We start from the raw sequence: 15,841 nt of genomic DNA on the forward strand, positions 1-15,841 counted from the left end.
GTCGAGCGTCTTGCCATAGACCTCGATTTCGCACGCTGTCGGCGTCTGGAGGCCGATGATCGAGCGCATCAGCACCGATTTTCCGGTACCCGATCCCCCGACGACGCCGAGGATTTCGCCCGAACGGACGTCGAGGTCCAGGTCCTCGTGAACCACGGCATCGCCGAACTGGTTCTTCAGGCCGCGGACGCAAATCGCCGTTTCGAACTTTTCGGGCCGCACCGCGTCGGCGGCGGCAAGCTCTTCCTTGATCTCCTGGTCGATCTCTTCGCCCATCAATTCCATCCCAGCGAAGAGAAAAAGACGGCGAACATCGCGTCGAGGACGATGACGAGGAAGATCGCGGCGACCACCGCCGATGTCGTGCGCTGGCCAACCTCCTCGGCATTCTGGCGCACCTGCATGCCTTCGTAACAACCAGTGACGCCGATCAATATGCCGAACACCGGCGCCTTGATCAGCATGATGTAAAAATCGGTCATCGGAATGATTTCGCGCAGCCGCTGGATATAGGTGAGCGGCGGCATGTCGAGCCCGACCCAGACAAAGGCGCCGCCGCCCGCGATCGCGCAAAGGCTGGCGTAGAAACCGAGCAAGGGCATGGTGATCGTCGACGCGGCGACGCGGGGCAGCACGATCGCCTCCATCGGCGACACGCCGATCGTGCGCATCGCATCGATCTCTTCGGTCAGTTTCATCGTGCCGATCTGCGCGGCGAACGCCGAACCCGAGCGGCCTGCGACCATGATCGCGGTCATCAACAGCCCGAGTTCGCGGATCGAGGCGCGGCCGACGAGGTTGATCGTGAACACCTCGAGCCCGAATTGCTCGAGCTGCACCGCGCCCTGCTGCGCGATGACGATGCAGATCAGGAAACTCATCAGGCCGATGATCGGCAATGCGTCGACGCCGACGGTCTGAAACCGCGTGACGACGGCATTCCAGCGCAGGCGGCGGCGCGCGCGAATCTGGGTGCCGAGCGCGACGATCATCGCGCCGAAAAAGCCGACGATGCCCAGCAGTTCGTGCCAGATCGCAACGCTGGCGGTGCCCACTTGCTCGAGCATGCGCGCCCACGCCGGACGGCGGTCGCGGTGGACGCGATATTCGCTCTTGTCGGTGGCGAGCGCGTCGAGCAGGCGCTGCGCTTCTTCGCTGGCGCCGATGATCTTTGCGCCATGTTCGTTGACGGTGCGGGTCACGATCCATGCGCCGACGGTATCGATCCGGTCGAGTGCCGACAGGTCGAGCGTCGCGATCGGACCGAGCGCTTCGAGCCGTGCAGGCAGGTCGCCGAGGCGTGCGAGCGTCAGCCGGCCGGTGAAGCGAACTTCGGCGCCATCGGCACCGTCGCTATATTCGAAATCCGCCCTGGCCACCATCGTGCGGAGGACACTGGCGTATTTGCCCCGGTACGGCAAGTGAATCCATGGTCCAGCTTGTCAGGCCTTGGCCGCGATACGGGGCCACACTATGGGTGGGGGATGGAAGACCCGCTCGCCACGCCGATCCCCGACTATGCGCATCGCGTCGCGATGTACGATATGGACCGGACGATAACGCGTTCAGGGACTTACAGCGGGTTCCTGATGCATGTTGCACGGCGGCGCCAGCAATGGCGGTTGCTGCTGCTGCCGCTCGTCGGGATCGCGGGTGCGGCTTATGCGCTGCGCCTGATCGATCGGGCGCGGTTGAAGGCGATCAACCTCCGGCTGCTCGTCGGCAAGCGGTTCCCGCGGTCGGAAATCGTACCGCTGGCCGAAAGCTACGCCGACATCGTCGTGGCACGCAGGCTGCACCCCGCGGCGCTCGAACAAATCGCGGCTGATCGTGCGGCGGGGTATCGCTTGCTCCTCGCGACCGCGTCCTTCCACCTCTATGTCGACGCGATCGCCAAGAGGCTCGGGATGGACGATGTGCTCGCAACCCGGCTCGACGAGCCCGACGGCGCCGACCACATCCACGCGCGATTGGCAGGCGACAATTGTTATGGCGATGCGAAATTCGCACGGATCGACGGCTGGATGGCCGACAATGCGATCACGCGCGACACCGCATATATCCGGGCTTACTCGGACCATGTGTCCGACCATCCGATGCTGCATTTCGCCGACGAAGCGGTCGCGACGACGCCGTCACGGGGCCTCAAGCGGCTTGCGCCGCAGATGGGCTGGCAGGTGGTCGACTGGCGGTCGAGAAAATAACCCCCTCCCGCAAGCGGAAGGGGGACGGCGCGATCAAACCGCGTCAAGTGCCTGCGCGAAGTCTGCGATCAGGTCGTCGGGATCCTCGATCCCGATCGAAACGCGCACGAGATTGTCGGTGATGCCGAGCGCTTTCTTGCGCTCGTCGGGAACGGACAGGTGCGTCATCGCGGCGGGATGGCTTGCGAGCGTTTCAGTGCCGCCGAGGCTGACCGCGAGCTTTGCGATCTTCAGCGCATCGAGGAAACGGAAACTCTCTTCTTCGCCGCCCTTGATGAACAGCGAAAAGGTCGATCCGGCGCCGGTGCAATGGCGATCGTAGATGTCCTTCTGGCGTGCGTCCTGAATGAAACCGAGATAGCCGAGCCCTTCGACCTTCGGGTGATCGCGGAGGTATGTGCAGACCTTCAACGCATTCTCGCCCGCGCGGCTCATGCGCAGTTCGAGCGTTTCGAGGCTGCGCAGCAGCATCCAGGCGGTATTCGGGTCGCAAATCGTGCCGATCGTGTTGCGCATCGGCCGGATGATGTTGAGCAGTTTCTGGTCGCCCGAGACGCCGCCTGCCACGAGGTCCGAATGGCCGCCGGCATATTTGGTGAGGCTGTAGACGACGAGTTCGGCGCCCTGGCGGATCGGCTTTTGCCACAGCGGGCCGAGGAACGTGTTGTCGATCGCGATCGGCGGCTGCTGCTCGCCGGGGAAGGCGGCGTCGCGGGCGGCGCGGACCGCTTCGACATCGACGAGTGCATTGGTCGGGTTCGCGGGGCTTTCGAGATAGACGAGCGCGACCTTGCCGCCCTTTTCATCGGCCAGCGTCTGGGCGCGCGCGAGGATCGTGTCGATTTCCGCGCGCGTCGCACCGGCGGGGAAGTCGACGAAGCTGACGCCGAAGCGCGACAGGATGCGCGCGATCAGCGTCTCGGTCGCGGCATAGAGCGGGCCCGAATGGACGATCACGTCGTTCTGGCCGACGAGCGCGAGGAGCAGGGTCGCGATCGCCGACATGCCGCTCGAAAAGACGAGGCTGTCGTCGGCGCCGTCCCAAACCGCAAGGCGGTCCTCGAGGATTTCCTGGTTCGGGCCGTTGAAGCGCGAATAGACGAGGCCGTCGGCAGGACCTTCGCGCTTGCCGGTGATATGTTCGAAGAAACGCTTGCCCGCCGCCGCGCTTTCGAAAGCGAAGGTCGAGGTGAGGAAGATCGGCGGCTTCAGCGAGCCTTCGGAGAGCATCGGGTCATAGCCGAGTCCCATCATCAGCGTCGCGGGATTGAGTTCGCGATCGCCGATTTTCTTGTTGTTCGTTCTGGGTTTGCCGCGCATGGCCATTGGGGGATGCTCCTTGAGTGTGGCGCCCCTTATAGCGCTCCAGGTTTCGTTTGAAACTATATTGCGCGGGATCATCCGAGCATTGCGATAGCCCAGATCACCCCGATCAGCAGCGGAATGCCGATGATGTCGAGCGCGAGCCCGGCCTTCAATATGCGCGGCAGCGCGATATGCCCGGTCGCCCACGCCAGCGCATTGGGTCCAGTGCCCGAGGGCAGCATGAAGCCCCAGCTAGCCGCCATCGCGACCGGCAGCGCCAGCAAAATCGGGTCCACCCCGGTCGCGGCGATCAGCGCGGCGAGCACGGGCATGATCCCGCTCGCGGTCGCGACATTGCTCGCAAATTCGGTGATCAGGATGGTGAGCGCGACGATCGTCGCGGCGAGCAGGATCGTCGGCACGCTGCCGAGCGGCGCGAGCACTGCGCCGAGCCACGCGGCGAGGCCGCTTGCGGTGATCGCCGCGGCGAGCGCGAGCCCGCCGCCGAACATCATGATGACGCCCCACGGCGCACGGTCGGCCTCCTTCCAGAGGAGTAGCGGCCGGCCGGTGCCGTCGGGCAGGATGAACAGCAGCAGGCTGCCTGCAACCGCGATCGTGCCATCGGTCAGCGCGCCGTTGGGCAGCATTGGTTCGAGCCAGGGCTGCGCGATCCATGCGACGAGCACGAGAAGGAAGATCGGGACGACACGGCGTTCGGCGGTCGACCAGATCGCCTGGTTGCCGAGCGCCGCCGCCGCCGCGGTGCCGTCGAAGGGATGATCGGCAAGCCGCTGGATGCGCGCGAGAATCCACATCGCGATCGGCGTCGACAAGAGGACGATGGGGACGCCGTAGATCGCCCAGTCGAGGAAGGCGATGCGCAGCCCCAGTGCCTTTTCGATCAGCCCCGCCGCAATGGCGTTGGTCGGGCTGCCGACGAGCGTGCCGAGCCCGCCGATCGACGCGGCAAAGGCGATGCCCATCATCACCGCACCGGCAAAGCCCTCGGTCTCGCCCTCGCGCACCCCGCCGGCGCGGACAACGGCGAGCGCGATGGGGATCATGATCAGCGCGGTCGAGGTGTTCGAGATGAACATGCTGAGCAGCGCGGTTGCCGCCATGAAGGCGAAGAGTAGGCCCGATGCAGTCGGCGAGGCGCGCTTGAGCAACGCGAGCGCCAGTCGCCGGTGCAGCCCGACGCGCTCGATCGCGAGCGCGAGGAAGGCGCCGCCGAGGATCAGGAAGAGGATCGGCGAATAATATTCCTTCGCGATCGCATTCGCGTCCATGACGCCAAAGGCGGGCACGGTCAGGAAGGGAATGAGCGCGGTGACGGTCAGCGGCAAGGCTTCGGTCATCCACCAGATCGCCATCAGCACGGTCAGCGCGGCGACGCGCCATGCCGTCAGCTCCATGCCCGCCGGTGCGGGAGCCAGAAGCATGATGCTGAAAACGACGAGCCCGCCGATCAATCCCAACCAGCGCGTGCGCGTCATCTTGCCTCTTATCCTCCCGCCAGTCCGATCACCGACAATTGGCGGCCATAGGAATTTTCTCCTTTGTGGCACGCGCGGCGATAGCTGAAATAGTCGTCGGTTTCGGCATAGGTGTCCTGCCCGCCGATGGCAATTCGTGTCACGCCCGCCGCGGCGAGCCGCGCTGCGACATAGGCGGCGATGTCGAACATCGCGTGGCCCGGCTTGCCGGCGGCGAAGAAGCGCTCATTCGCGGGATCGTCCACGACGAAGCGCTGTACGAAATTTTCGTCAACCTCATAGGAGGCGCGCGCGATGCACGGACCGATCGCGACCGCGATATCGGCGCGGCTGGCGCCGAGGCTTTCCATGGCGTCCAGCGTCGCGTCGGTGACCCCGGCAATTGCGCCCTTCCAGCCGGCGTGCGCGGCGCCGATGACGCCGGCATCGCGGTCGGCGAAGAGCACGGGGACGCAGTCGGCGGTCAATATGCCGAGCAATATGCCGGGCGTCCGCGTCGCGAGCGCGTCGGCCTCCGGCCGCGCCGCAAGGTCGGTATTGCCGTCGACGATGACACAGCGATTACCATGGACCTGATACAGCCCGGTCAGTGTCGCACCCGGAAGGACGGCATCGGCCACGCGCCGCCGGTTCTCGGCAATCAGTGCCGGTTCATCGTTCGAGCCGAGGCCGCAGTTGAGCGAGGCAAGCTCGCCCGTCGACACACCGCCGCGGCGACCGAAGAAGCCGTGCGGGATGCCGCCCAGCGGTGCCGCGCTGGTGAACGGCGCGCTCATAGGTCGAGCCGGAAGATGCGATCTTCGTCGATATGGTTGCCGACGCGGAAGGCGTTGCGGCCGACGTCGACAAAGCCATAGCGGCGGTAAAAGGCCTGCGCGCGCGGATTTTCGGTGAAGACCGAAAGGTAGAGGATCGAGGCGCGTTCGCGGGCCCATGCGATCCCCCAATCGGTCAATGCGGCGGCGACCCCGGTGCCTTTCGCGGCTTCGCCAACATAGAGCTGGTGGAGCTCGGTGGCATCTTTGGCGGGCTGGCCTTCGGGCAGGTCGAAATCGATCGGTCCCATCTTGATGAAACCGGTGATCGCACCGGCTTCGCCGCGGGCAAGGGCGATTGCCCATTCGGGATCGGCAATCTGTGCCAGAAGGCGTTCGGGCGGATTCCATCCCGCAAGGAACGCCGCAAGGTCGGCAGGATCATAGATATGACCGAAGGTGTGCGTAAAAGCGCTGCTTGCGAACAGGGTCAGTTCGCCGACATCTTCGTCGCGTGCGAGGGTGATATTCGTCATGCCGTTGCCTTCGCCCCGAAACCTTCGGGTCGCGGCCAGCCTGGGGCAGAGGCAGCCATGACCTTGAACAATTCGCCCATCGCTTGCGCGTCGACAAGCCGGTCGCGCTGGCCAGCGAGTTCACCAGCACGTCCGGGCGCGGCGCCCGCGAGCGCCCGCAGCCGCGCGTCGATACCGAGTGCGCGGAGCCACGCGCCTTGCCCGACCGGACCGGCGGTCGGGATCCCGGCGCTTCGGGCCGCATCGGCCAGCGCGGTGAAATCGACATGGGTCGTGAGATCGACCTCGCCCGGATCGGCGAAGGGGTCGGCGAACCGGTGCGCCTTGACCGCCTGAAGCGTGTCGCCGGCGGCGGGGCCGCTATAGCCATAGTCGATCACCAGCATCGCGCCGCCGCGTCGGGCGAGGCGAAAGGCGCAGCGCTGCATGATTGCCGCCGAGACCGGCGCCGTTTCGACGATGCTCCCTTCGATCCCTGTCCGCAGTATCGCGGGCACATGGTCGTCGGCCGGGATATCTCCGGGTACGACGGCAAACTTTCTATCGACGCCTTCGACCATGCGCTCGCGCCATCCCGCCGCGGTGCGGACATATTGGTGGACGGGCAGGGCGTCGAAAAATTCGTTCGCGACAATGATCAGCGGCGCGTCGTCGGGGAGCGCGTCAACTTCGTCATGATGCTCGGCAGCCGGCAGGCGGGAAAGCTGCGCCGCTCGCAGCGCCGGGCTTGTCTCGACCAGATGGATTCCCACCGGCGCACAGCCGAAGCGCAGCATGACGCGGAGCGCGTCGGCGGCGAGCGTCCCGCGGCCGGGGCCGAGCTCGACATAGCGAAACGCCGGGGTGCCCGCGCGTTGCCACAGGTCGGCGATCCAGATGCCGACCATCTCGCCGAACATCTGGCTGATTTCGGGCGCGGTCGTGAAATCACCCGCAGCGCCGAGGGGATCGCGCGTCGCATAATAGTGGCTGTTCGCCGCCGCCATATAGTCGGCGACGGTCATCGCGCGCGATGCCGCGATCTTGCTGATCAATTCGTCGGGCGTCGGCGGACCGTCACGCAATGCTGTCGGTTCCGGCGACCGGCTCGACCCGCTGACGGCGGCCCTTTGCGGTCGCGACGAGCCAGATGCCAGCCAATATCATGGGCACCGAAAGCCACTGGCCCATCGTCAATGCCGTGCTGTCGACGATCCATTGGCGCTGCACGTCGGGCTGTCGCACGAATTCAATCAGGAATCGGCTGATGCCATAGTCGATAGCAGCCACCCCGAACAACAGGCCCGGCTTGTAACGAGCATCGGTGCGCCAGAAGAGCCAGCTCAAGATGAGCATCATCACTAGCCCCTCCATCCCCGCTTCGTAAAGCTGGCTGGGGTGGCGGGGGTCCGGGCCGGCGTTTGGAAAGATGATCGCCCAGGGAACAGTCGTCGCGCGGCCCCACAGTTCGCCGTTGACGAAATTGGCAAGGCGGCCAAAGAATAACCCGAACGGAATGACGCAGGCGACATAGTCGCAAAAGCGCAGAAAATTCAGCTTTTCCTTGCGCGTGACGTACCAGATGGCGATCAGCACACCGATGGCGCCGCCATGCAGCGACATGCCGCCGTCCCACAGTCGAAACACGGCGAGCGGTTCCTTCACATAGGATTCGAGATTGTAGAAGAGGACATAGCCGAGGCGTCCGCCGAGGATGATCCCGAGCATCGCCCAGAAGATCATGTCGTCGGCGTGGCGCCGCGCCATCGGGGCGCCGGGCTGCGCGATCAGTTTCAGGAGATACCAGTAACCGACGAAGATCCCGGCAAGATAGGCAAGCGCGTACCAGCGGATCGGTAGGCCGAAGACGCTGAACGCGATCTCCGAGTTTTCTCCCATGAGATCGTGAAAGTTCACATATTGCGTTGCTTCGGCTAAGGTTGCAAAAAGAAACATATAGTCGCGCGGTCCTTCCCCAGGAGAGGCCTCCCCATAAGGGGTTAGGCGAGCGAGACCAAGAGGAGAGATGAAAGATGCCATCAGCGCTCGATTTGCGCCTGGAAGCTGCCTGTAATCTGATCACCGGTCCGGGCGGACCGATCCAGGTCGGGTCCGTCGACCGCTTTGGCCACCAGCTTCCCTTCATCTCCAACGCACCGACCAACCTCGCGGACTATGTGGCGTTTTTTGCCGCGATGCATGGCGATGCGACCTTCCTCGTCGAAGGCGACGAAAGGCTGTCGTTCAAGCAGGTCTATATGGCGGCGCGGCAAGTTGCGGCGGGACTGGTCGAAGGGCATGGCGTCCAGCGCGGCGACCGCGTCGGGCTTGCCATGCGCAACGCCAATGCGTGGTGTGTTTCCTATATCGGCATTTTGATGGCGGGCGGTTGCGCGACCTTGCTCAACGGCTGGTGGCAGGGCGGCGAGCTTGCGGCCGGTATCTTCGACAGCGAAGCGAAGCTGGTCATCGCCGACGTCCAGCGCGCGGCGCGGCTCGAAGGGATCGAGCATGGCGCGAAGGTGATCACGCTCGATCTGACCCAGCCGATCGATCTCGCGATCGCCCCGATCACCGGCGCGGGCGGCAGCGCCGCGACGGTGCTTCCGACGCTGACCGGGCAGGACCTCGCGACGATCCTCTTCACCTCGGGCTCGACGGGTCAGTCGAAGGGCGCCTATTCGCGCCACGAGGCGGTGGTGCAGGCGATCTTTAACTATGTCACGCAGACCGCAAGCATCGTCCACCTGCTGACCGAAGACGGGCAGATGTCGGACATCCAGCCCGCGACCTTGATCTGCACGCCCCTGTTCCACGTCACCGCCGAAATCCCGGTGTTCCTGCAAAGCTTCGCACTCGGCCGCAAGCTGGTGCTGATGCCCAAATGGAACGCCGATGAGGCGATGCGTCTGATCCAGGACGAAAAGTGCAACTATTTCGTCGGCGTCCCGCTGATGAGCTACGAGATCCTCGTCAGCCCGAACCGCAAGAATTACGATCTGTCGACGTGCAAGAGCTACGCCGGCGGCGGCGCGCCGCGCCCGCCTGAACATGTCCGGCGGCTGGCGTCGGAGATGGGCGAGGCCAAGCCGTTGCTCGGATACGGCCTTACCGAGACCAACGCGGTCGGCTGCGGCATCATCAACGAGAATTATGTCGCCAAGCCGATGTCGACCGGCCCCGCGTCGAAGCCGCTCGTCGATCTCGCGATCCTCGACGACAATGGCGAGCCGGTCGCACAGGGCGGCGTCGGCGAAGTCTGCATCCGTTCGGTGTGCAATTTCGAGGGCTATTGGAACAATGAAGCGGCGACCAAAGCCGCCTTCTTCGACAATGGCTATTTCCGTTCGGGCGACCTCGGCTATCTCGACGAGGACGGCTATCTGTTCATCGTCGACCGCAAGAAGGATATCATCATCCGCGGCGGCGAAAATATCAGCTGCCAGGAAGTCGAGGCCGCGATCTACGAGCATGCCGAGGTCAACGAATGCGCGGTGTTCGGCCTGCCCGATGAGCGGCTGGGCGAATGCGTCGGCGCGGTCGTGTGGATGAAGCCGGGTAGCAACGTGACCGCGGACGATCTGGTTTCCTTCCTCGGCGCGCGGCTCGCGCCATACAAGGTGCCGTGCCAGATCTGGATGTCGAACGACGCGTTGCCCAAGCTCGGCAGCGAAAAGATCGACAAGGTCAGCTTGCGGAGCCACTATCGCGAGGAATATGCAGCGAAGGCCGTCGCGTAACCGGAAGCAGCAAAGGAGCGAACCGGGACCATGGCCGAGGCTGAAACTCCCGTCGCTCCCGAAAAGCCGGAGCCGGTGCGCGTCTATCGCCACCGGCTGCCCGTGCGTATCTGGCATTGGCTGAATGCCGTCACCCTGCTTATCCTGCTGATGAGCGGGCTGATGATCTTCAACGCGCACCCGCGCCTCTATTGGGGGCAATATGGCGCGAACCCCGACTATGCCTGGCTCGCGGTCGGTTCGACCCCGAAGACCGGATTTCTGCGTATCGGCGAAACGCGGATCGAGACGACCGGCGTGCTCGGCCGCTGGACCGATGGCCAAGGCGCGGAACAAACCTGGGCCTTTCCCGGCTGGGCGACGATCCCGACGACCTACAGCCTTGCCGACGGGCGCCGCTGGCATTTCCTCTTTGCGTGGGTGCTCGCGATCAGCCTGACGCTTTATATGCTGTGGAGCCTGCTCGGCGGGCATCTGAAAAAGGACTTGCACGTCCGCCGCGCCGAATGGGCGCCGCGGCATATCTGGCAGGATGTGAAGGATCATGCGCGGCTGCGTTTTCCGCGCGGTGAAGCGGCGGCGCGTTATCACATTCTCCAGAAGCTGAGCTATATCGGCGTCATCTTCGTGCTGCTGCCGCTGATGATTGCGACCGGCCTCACCATGTCGCCCGGGATGAACGCGTCCGCGCCGTGGCTGCTCGACCTGTTCGGCGGGCGCCAGTCGGCGCGGTCGATTCATTTTCTTGCCGCATGGACGCTCGTCGCCTTCTTTGTCGTCCACATCGCGATGGTGCTGCTTGCGGGCCCGGTGAACGAGGTTCGGTCGATGGTCACCGGCTGGTTTCGCTTGCCGCGGGAAAGGGGCGCGGACGCATGAGCGAGATCCTCCTCCCGCGCCGCCGGTTGATCGCCCGCGCCGGGGGGCTCGTGGCCGCGGCAGGGGCGCTGCCTTTGTTGTCGGGTTGCGACGCGATCAACGAGGCGCCGGTGGTGCGCAAGATCCTGTCGATGGGTGAGGAAATGAACCGCGCGAGCCAGCGCGCGCTGATGGATCGCGACGCGCTCGCCCGCGAATTTACCCGCGCCGACCTGTCGCCGACCTTCCGCTCGAACGGCACGAAACTGCCGCCCGGCGACGCCTATGCCGCGCATGCGGCAAGTGGTTTTGCCGACTGGCGCGTCGCGGTAACGGGGCTCGTCGCGCGGCCGTTGTCGCTGTCGATGGCCGATATCCGCGCGATGCCGCAACGCACCCAGATCACCCGCCACGATTGCGTCGAGGGGTGGAGCGCGATCGGCCAGTGGACGGGACCGCAACTCAGCCGCATCCTCGCCGCGGCGGGAGTAAGGGATAGCGCACGCTACATCGTCTTTCGCTGCGCCGACCGGATCGGCGATGCGCTCTATTATGAAAGCTGCGACATGGTCGACGCGCTGCATCCGCAGACGATCATGGCTTGGGCGCTGGGCGACACGCTGTTGCCGATCGCCAACGGTGCGCCGCTGCGGCTGCGGATCGAACGCCAGCTCGGCTACAAGCACGCGAAATATGTTCAGGGGATCGAAGCGGTCGCAAGCCTCGACCGGATCGGCGCGGGCAAGGGCGGTTATTGGGAGGACCGTATCGATTATGAATGGTATGCGGGAATTTGACCGGAACCTTTTTGCGGCGCATAAGTTCGGTCCATAAAATATGTCTATCCTGCGTCCGTTTCTCTCCCGGATTGTTCGTCAGGGGCGGCTGATCGTCGTCGCGCCCGATGGTGCGCGCGAGGAATATGGCCAGCCGGCACCGGGATTTCCCGAGGTCACCATCCGCTTCACCAGTCGCAAGGGCATGCGCCGGATCATCCTCGACCCGCGGCTCGGCGCCGCCGAAGCGTTCATGGATGGCGAGATGGAGCTGGTTCAGGGCGACATCATGGACCTGATCGGCCTGATCCGCATGAACACGCCATGGGATCGCGGCGCGACGCTCAAGGACAAGAGCTGGTTCGGTCAGCAGGCCGACCGGGTGAAGACGCGGATCGGCTCGATCAACCGGCAGCGCCAGTCACGCGCGAACGTCAAACATCATTACGACATCGGCAACGACCTCTACCGCCTCTTCCTCGACGACGACATGCAATATAGCTGCGCCTACTGGTCGCGGCCGGGCATGACGCTGGACGAAGCACAGGCCGCAAAGAAGGCGCATATCGCGGCGAAGCTGGCGCTCGCGCCGGGGCAGCGCATCCTCGATATCGGCTGCGGCTGGGGCGGGATGGCGATCACGCTCGCGAAACTCGAAAAGGTCGAAGTGCTTGGCATCACCCTGTCCGAAGAGCAGCTGGCGCTTGCCCGCGAGCGCGCCGGGGCAGCGGGGGTCGCCGACCGGGTGACGTTCGAACTGATCGACTATCGCGACCTCGCGGCGCGCGAGGCCGGCCGGTTCGACCGCATCGTGTCGGTCGGCATGTTCGAGCATGTCGGCGCGGCCAATTTCGAGACCTTCTTCCGGGCCGCGGCAAATCTGATGACCGCCGACGGGGTGATGCTGCTCCATACGATCGGGCGCTTCGGCAAGCCGGGATCGACCGATGCCTTCACGCGCAAATATATCTTCCCCGGCGGTTATATCCCGGCGCTGAGCGAAACGCTGGCGGCGAGCGAGAAGAGCCGGCTGATCGCGACCGATATCGAGACGCTGCGCCTGCACTATGCGCTGACTTTGCGTGAATGGTATGCGCGTACGCTGGCACATGAGGCCGAGATCGTGGCGATGCTGGGCGAGCGCTTCTTTCGGATGTGGACCTTCTACCTCGCGGGTGCGACATCGGCGTTCGAAAGCGGCGGCATGGGCAACTACCAGATCCAGTTCGCGCGCAGCCGCCACGCACTGCCGCTGACACGCGATTATCTGGCGGAGGCCGAGGGGCGTTACGTAGGGTAGCGCTCGTTCATGACGTCCCAACTCAACACAACGAGCTTTTCGAGCACGTCCAGATCAACGTCCGCCAGCTTGTTGACGTAGAGGCACGATTTGCCGTTCTTGTACTTGCCGAGCCTGGCGAGCAGCGCGTCGGCCTCGGGTTGGCGGTCGAGGTAATGGCCCATCAGATACAGGGTCATCGCCGCCTTGCGGGGAGAGAAGCCTGCGCGGCACATCGTGCCCGAATGGCCGCTGTCATAGACATAGTCATAGCTGCCATAGCCGATGATCGACGGACCCCATATCTTGGGATCGTGTCCGGTGACGCGGCGATGCATCGCGTCGATCACGCTCGCTTCTTCGCGGCGGCGCGCGTCGGGGACCGCGGCGATAAAGTCTGCGACGCCAATCCCGGTAGCCTTGGTGCTGATTCCGGATTTACCCATGACCGTCTCCCGGCGCGGATGATAACCGACCCGCGAACGCGCGCCAAGCCGGTTGCACCTTCGTCGGCGGACTGCTAGCCGCGCCCGCGTCTTTCCCTCGCCAAAGGTGCCACCATGTCCGAGTCCTTCAAGCGCGTCGTCCTCGCCTATTCGGGCGGCCTCGATACCAGCGTGATCCTGAAGTGGCTGCAGGTCACCTATGGCTGCGAAGTCGTGACCTTCACTGCCGATCTGGGTCAGGGCGAGGAACTCGAGCCTGCGCGCGCCAAGGCCGAGCTGATGGGGATCAAGCCCGAACATATCTATATCGACGATCTGCGCGAGGAATTCGTCCGCGATTTTGTGTTCCCGATGATGCGCGCCAATGCGCGGTACGAGGGCGACTATCTGCTCGGCACTTCGATTGCGCGCCCCTTGATCTCGAAACGGCTCGTCGAGATCGCGAAGGAAGTCGGCGCCGATGCAGTCGCGCACGGTGCGACGGGCAAGGGCAACGACCAGGTCCGCTTCGAGCTTAGCGCCTATGCGCTCAACCCCGACATCAAGGTCATCGCGCCCTGGCGCGAATGGGATCTGACCAGCCGCACCGCGCTGATCGATTTCGCCGAGAAGAACCAGATTCCGGTGCCGAAGGACAAGCGCGGCGAAAGCCCCTTCAGCACCGACGCGAACCTCCTTCACACCTCGTCCGAAGGCAAGGTGCTCGAAAATCCGTGGGATGAAACGCCCGACTATGTCTATTCGCGCACGGTCAATCCCGAGGATGCGCCCGACGCTCCCGAATATATCACGGTCGATTTCGAACGCGGTGACGGCGTCGCGCTGAACGGTCAGGCGATGTCGCCCGCAACCTTGCTGGCGGCGCTCAACGATCTTGGCCGCAAGCATGGCATCGGCCGCCTCGACCTCGTCGAGAACCGCTTCGTCGGCATGAAGTCGCGCGGCATGTACGAGACGCCGGGCGGCGAAATCTATGCGCGTGCGCACCGCGGCATCGAAAGCATCACGCTCGACCGCGGCGCGGCGCACCTCAAGGACGAGCTGATGCCGAAATATGCCGAGCTCATCTACAACGGCTTCTGGTTCGCACCCGAGCGCGAAATGCTGCAGGCAGCGATCGACCACAGCCAGGAAAAGGTCAGCGGCACCGTGCGGCTCAAGCTTTACAAGGGCAATGCGAGCGTCGTCGGCCGCAAGTCGCCGAACAGCCTCTACAGCGAACGCCACGTGACGTTCGAGGACGATGCCGGCGCTTACGACCAGAAGGACGCAGCGGGCTTCATCAAGCTCAATGCGCTGCGCCTCAAGCTGCTGGCCAAACGCGACCGCTGACCGACTCGGAGATAGGCGGGCGGTTCCGCCCGCCTTTTTCGTTGCCGAAGCGCTTATTCGGCGATTCGATTCGCCGCGCGTCGTTGTATCGCCGTGCCGAACGGTTGCAAATCCACGCCCTGCCGCGAGCGCCAATGCCGCCCGAGTCACGACTCTGTCGCGGGAACAGGTTATCTATGCCGCGGATTTCGATAAGATAATCGGAACCATCGGGAGAGACTGCACTCAGTCAGCAGGTGGTTTTATGCAAAGTTCAGCGCCGATCGATCCGGCCGTTTACGAATGGCGGCCCTGCTCGATCATGTTTCCGCGCGTCGCGTTGAAGGTGACGCGCTTCGGTACCTCTACCAGCCTGATCCTTCCGGGCCGCTACATGGTCCGCCGGTCGCGGAGTCTCGGGCGCTGGGTGTATCGCAGTTTTTCCGACTGAGGCTTCGGTCGCCACACACACATATATATTGAGTTCGAAATCGGGATGGCGCCGACGATCAAGAGGGGCCACACTGACTGCCTTTCCGGCGCGGTTGCCGGGTGAGGGCCGGGCTCATGCGCTTTTTCGATTTTTCTTCATGGCAGAGCATCGGGACGACCCTGCTCGGACTGGCGCTCGTCACCCTGATCGGGGTGGGTATCCGCCTGATCGTGATGACGACGATCCAGCAGCGCCGCGAACGGATGAATCGCCAGATCAACGAACGGCTCCGCACGCTGATCGCCGCGTACAAGACGCTTGGCGGATCTTTCACCGGCGACCTGATGGTCGATCCGCGCCACTTGCGTGAACTACGCCGTCCGTCGGCCGCCGAAGGCGATGCCGAACCGGCGATCGACCTGTCGCGCGAGGATCGCGGCAGCGATGGAAGCGAGTCGGACCGGCCGCGGCGAATTCGCGATGCGGTCGAGGCGGCCCTTTCAGACATCATCCTGCTGGGGACCGAGGAACAGGTGCGCCTTGCGAGCCGGGCGGCGCAAGAGCTTGTCGAAGGACGCCCAGTGCATACCCATGCGCTGGTCACCGAACTGCGCAATTTCATCCGCGAGGCGCTCGACCTCGATCCCGTCCCCGCCGATGTGAGCATCCCGCTGCAGGGCCCGACGCGTCCATCGAGCAGCAGCGGGAAAGGCGGTGGCT

The 15,841-nt window shown here is 64.4% G+C and carries 17 protein-coding genes; 8 read left to right on the plus strand and 9 right to left on the minus strand.

What is annotated here, in order from left to right:
- Both VGD20_RS01325 and VGD20_RS01330 read right to left on the minus strand, forming a co-directional pair.
- On the minus strand, positions 1 to 276 hold a 276-nt coding region (locus VGD20_RS01325; RefSeq protein WP_414714526.1), incomplete at its 3' end, for an ATP-binding cassette domain-containing protein.
- Entirely contained in the window at positions 276 to 1,382 is a 1,107-nt protein-coding gene (locus VGD20_RS01330) for an ABC transporter permease (RefSeq protein WP_331132728.1), read from the minus strand. The genes VGD20_RS01330 and VGD20_RS01325, both read right to left, overlap by 1 nt.
- 102 nt (positions 1,383 to 1,484) lie before the next feature.
- Here VGD20_RS01330 and VGD20_RS01335 point away from each other — a divergent pair, with 102 nt between their 5' ends.
- A complete protein-coding gene (locus VGD20_RS01335) occupies positions 1,485 to 2,204 on the plus strand; it encodes an HAD-IB family hydrolase (RefSeq protein WP_331132729.1) in 720 nt (239 codons plus the stop codon).
- A 33-nt stretch (positions 2,205 to 2,237) separates the two neighbouring features.
- Here VGD20_RS01335 and VGD20_RS01340 read toward each other — a convergent pair whose 3' ends face one another.
- From VGD20_RS01340 to lgt, 6 genes are all read right to left on the minus strand, one after another.
- The gene (locus VGD20_RS01340; protein ID WP_331132730.1) at positions 2,238 to 3,530 is read right to left on the minus strand and encodes a cystathionine gamma-synthase family protein; all 1,293 of its coding nucleotides are present in this window, start codon (positions 3,528 to 3,530) and stop codon (positions 2,238 to 2,240) included.
- 71 nt (positions 3,531 to 3,601) lie between these two features.
- Positions 3,602 to 5,008 carry a DASS family sodium-coupled anion symporter gene (locus VGD20_RS01345; RefSeq protein ID WP_331132731.1) on the minus strand — a complete coding sequence of 469 codons (1,407 nt, stop codon included), beginning with the start codon at positions 5,006 to 5,008 and terminating at the stop codon, positions 3,602 to 3,604.
- A gap of 8 nt (positions 5,009 to 5,016) precedes the next feature.
- Positions 5,017 to 5,784 carry a peptidoglycan editing factor PgeF gene (gene pgeF / locus VGD20_RS01350; RefSeq protein ID WP_331132732.1) on the minus strand — a complete coding sequence of 256 codons (768 nt, stop codon included), beginning with the start codon at positions 5,782 to 5,784 and terminating at the stop codon, positions 5,017 to 5,019.
- Entirely contained in the window at positions 5,781 to 6,299 is a 519-nt protein-coding gene (locus VGD20_RS01355; protein ID WP_331132733.1) for a GNAT family N-acetyltransferase, read from the minus strand. Before VGD20_RS01355 ends, pgeF begins: the two co-directional genes overlap by 4 nt.
- Complete coding sequence (locus tag VGD20_RS01360) at positions 6,296 to 7,303, minus strand: class I SAM-dependent methyltransferase (protein WP_414714527.1); 1,008 nt, start codon at positions 7,301 to 7,303, stop codon at positions 6,296 to 6,298. The genes VGD20_RS01355 and VGD20_RS01360 overlap by 4 nt, the downstream gene beginning before the upstream one ends.
- Positions 7,304 to 7,355: 52 nt before the next feature.
- On the minus strand, positions 7,356 to 8,234 hold the full coding sequence (lgt, locus tag VGD20_RS01365) for a prolipoprotein diacylglyceryl transferase (protein ID WP_414714525.1): 879 nt from the start codon (positions 8,232 to 8,234) through the stop codon (positions 7,356 to 7,358).
- A 77-nt stretch (positions 8,235 to 8,311) separates the two neighbouring features.
- Between lgt and VGD20_RS01370 the strand changes: the two genes are divergently transcribed.
- Genes VGD20_RS01370 through VGD20_RS01385 form a run of 4 tightly spaced genes read left to right on the plus strand, consistent with a single transcriptional unit; the run spans position 8,312 to position 12,952 of the window.
- Positions 8,312 to 10,018, plus strand: coding sequence for a class I adenylate-forming enzyme family protein (locus VGD20_RS01370; protein WP_331132735.1), 1,707 nt, complete (start codon positions 8,312 to 8,314; stop codon positions 10,016 to 10,018).
- 30 nt (positions 10,019 to 10,048) lie between these two features.
- Positions 10,049 to 10,897 (plus strand): cytochrome b/b6 domain-containing protein, encoded by an 849-nt coding sequence (locus VGD20_RS01375; RefSeq protein WP_331132736.1) that lies wholly within the window; start codon positions 10,049 to 10,051, stop codon positions 10,895 to 10,897.
- On the plus strand, positions 10,894 to 11,673 hold the full coding sequence (locus VGD20_RS01380; RefSeq protein ID WP_331132737.1) for a molybdopterin-dependent oxidoreductase: 780 nt from the start codon (positions 10,894 to 10,896) through the stop codon (positions 11,671 to 11,673). Before VGD20_RS01375 ends, VGD20_RS01380 begins: the two co-directional genes overlap by 4 nt.
- Positions 11,674 to 11,713: 40 nt before the next feature.
- The gene (locus VGD20_RS01385; protein WP_331132738.1) at positions 11,714 to 12,952 is read left to right on the plus strand and encodes a cyclopropane-fatty-acyl-phospholipid synthase family protein; all 1,239 of its coding nucleotides are present in this window, start codon (positions 11,714 to 11,716) and stop codon (positions 12,950 to 12,952) included.
- Here the strand turns inward: VGD20_RS01385 and VGD20_RS01390 are convergent.
- The gene (locus tag VGD20_RS01390) at positions 12,940 to 13,377 is read right to left on the minus strand and encodes a DUF1801 domain-containing protein (protein ID WP_331132739.1); all 438 of its coding nucleotides are present in this window, start codon (positions 13,375 to 13,377) and stop codon (positions 12,940 to 12,942) included. The genes VGD20_RS01385 and VGD20_RS01390 overlap by 13 nt on opposite strands.
- Before the next feature lie 114 nt (positions 13,378 to 13,491).
- Here VGD20_RS01390 and VGD20_RS01395 point away from each other — a divergent pair, with 114 nt between their 5' ends.
- The 3 genes from VGD20_RS01395 to VGD20_RS01405 form a co-directional block, all read left to right on the plus strand.
- Positions 13,492 to 14,709, plus strand: a complete 1,218-nt coding sequence (locus VGD20_RS01395) for an argininosuccinate synthase (protein ID WP_331132740.1) — start codon at positions 13,492 to 13,494, stop codon at positions 14,707 to 14,709.
- Positions 14,710 to 14,953: 244 nt separating this feature from the next.
- A complete protein-coding gene (locus VGD20_RS01400; protein ID WP_331132741.1) occupies positions 14,954 to 15,139 on the plus strand; it encodes a hypothetical protein in 186 nt (61 codons plus the stop codon).
- Between the two features lie 116 nt (positions 15,140 to 15,255).
- On the plus strand, positions 15,256 to 15,841 hold a 586-nt coding region (locus VGD20_RS01405), incomplete at its 3' end, for a hypothetical protein (protein WP_331132742.1).

It is taken from the genome of Sphingopyxis sp. (genome assembly GCF_036402335.1).
In the GTDB taxonomy this organism is placed as follows: domain Bacteria; phylum Pseudomonadota; class Alphaproteobacteria; order Sphingomonadales; family Sphingomonadaceae; genus Sphingopyxis.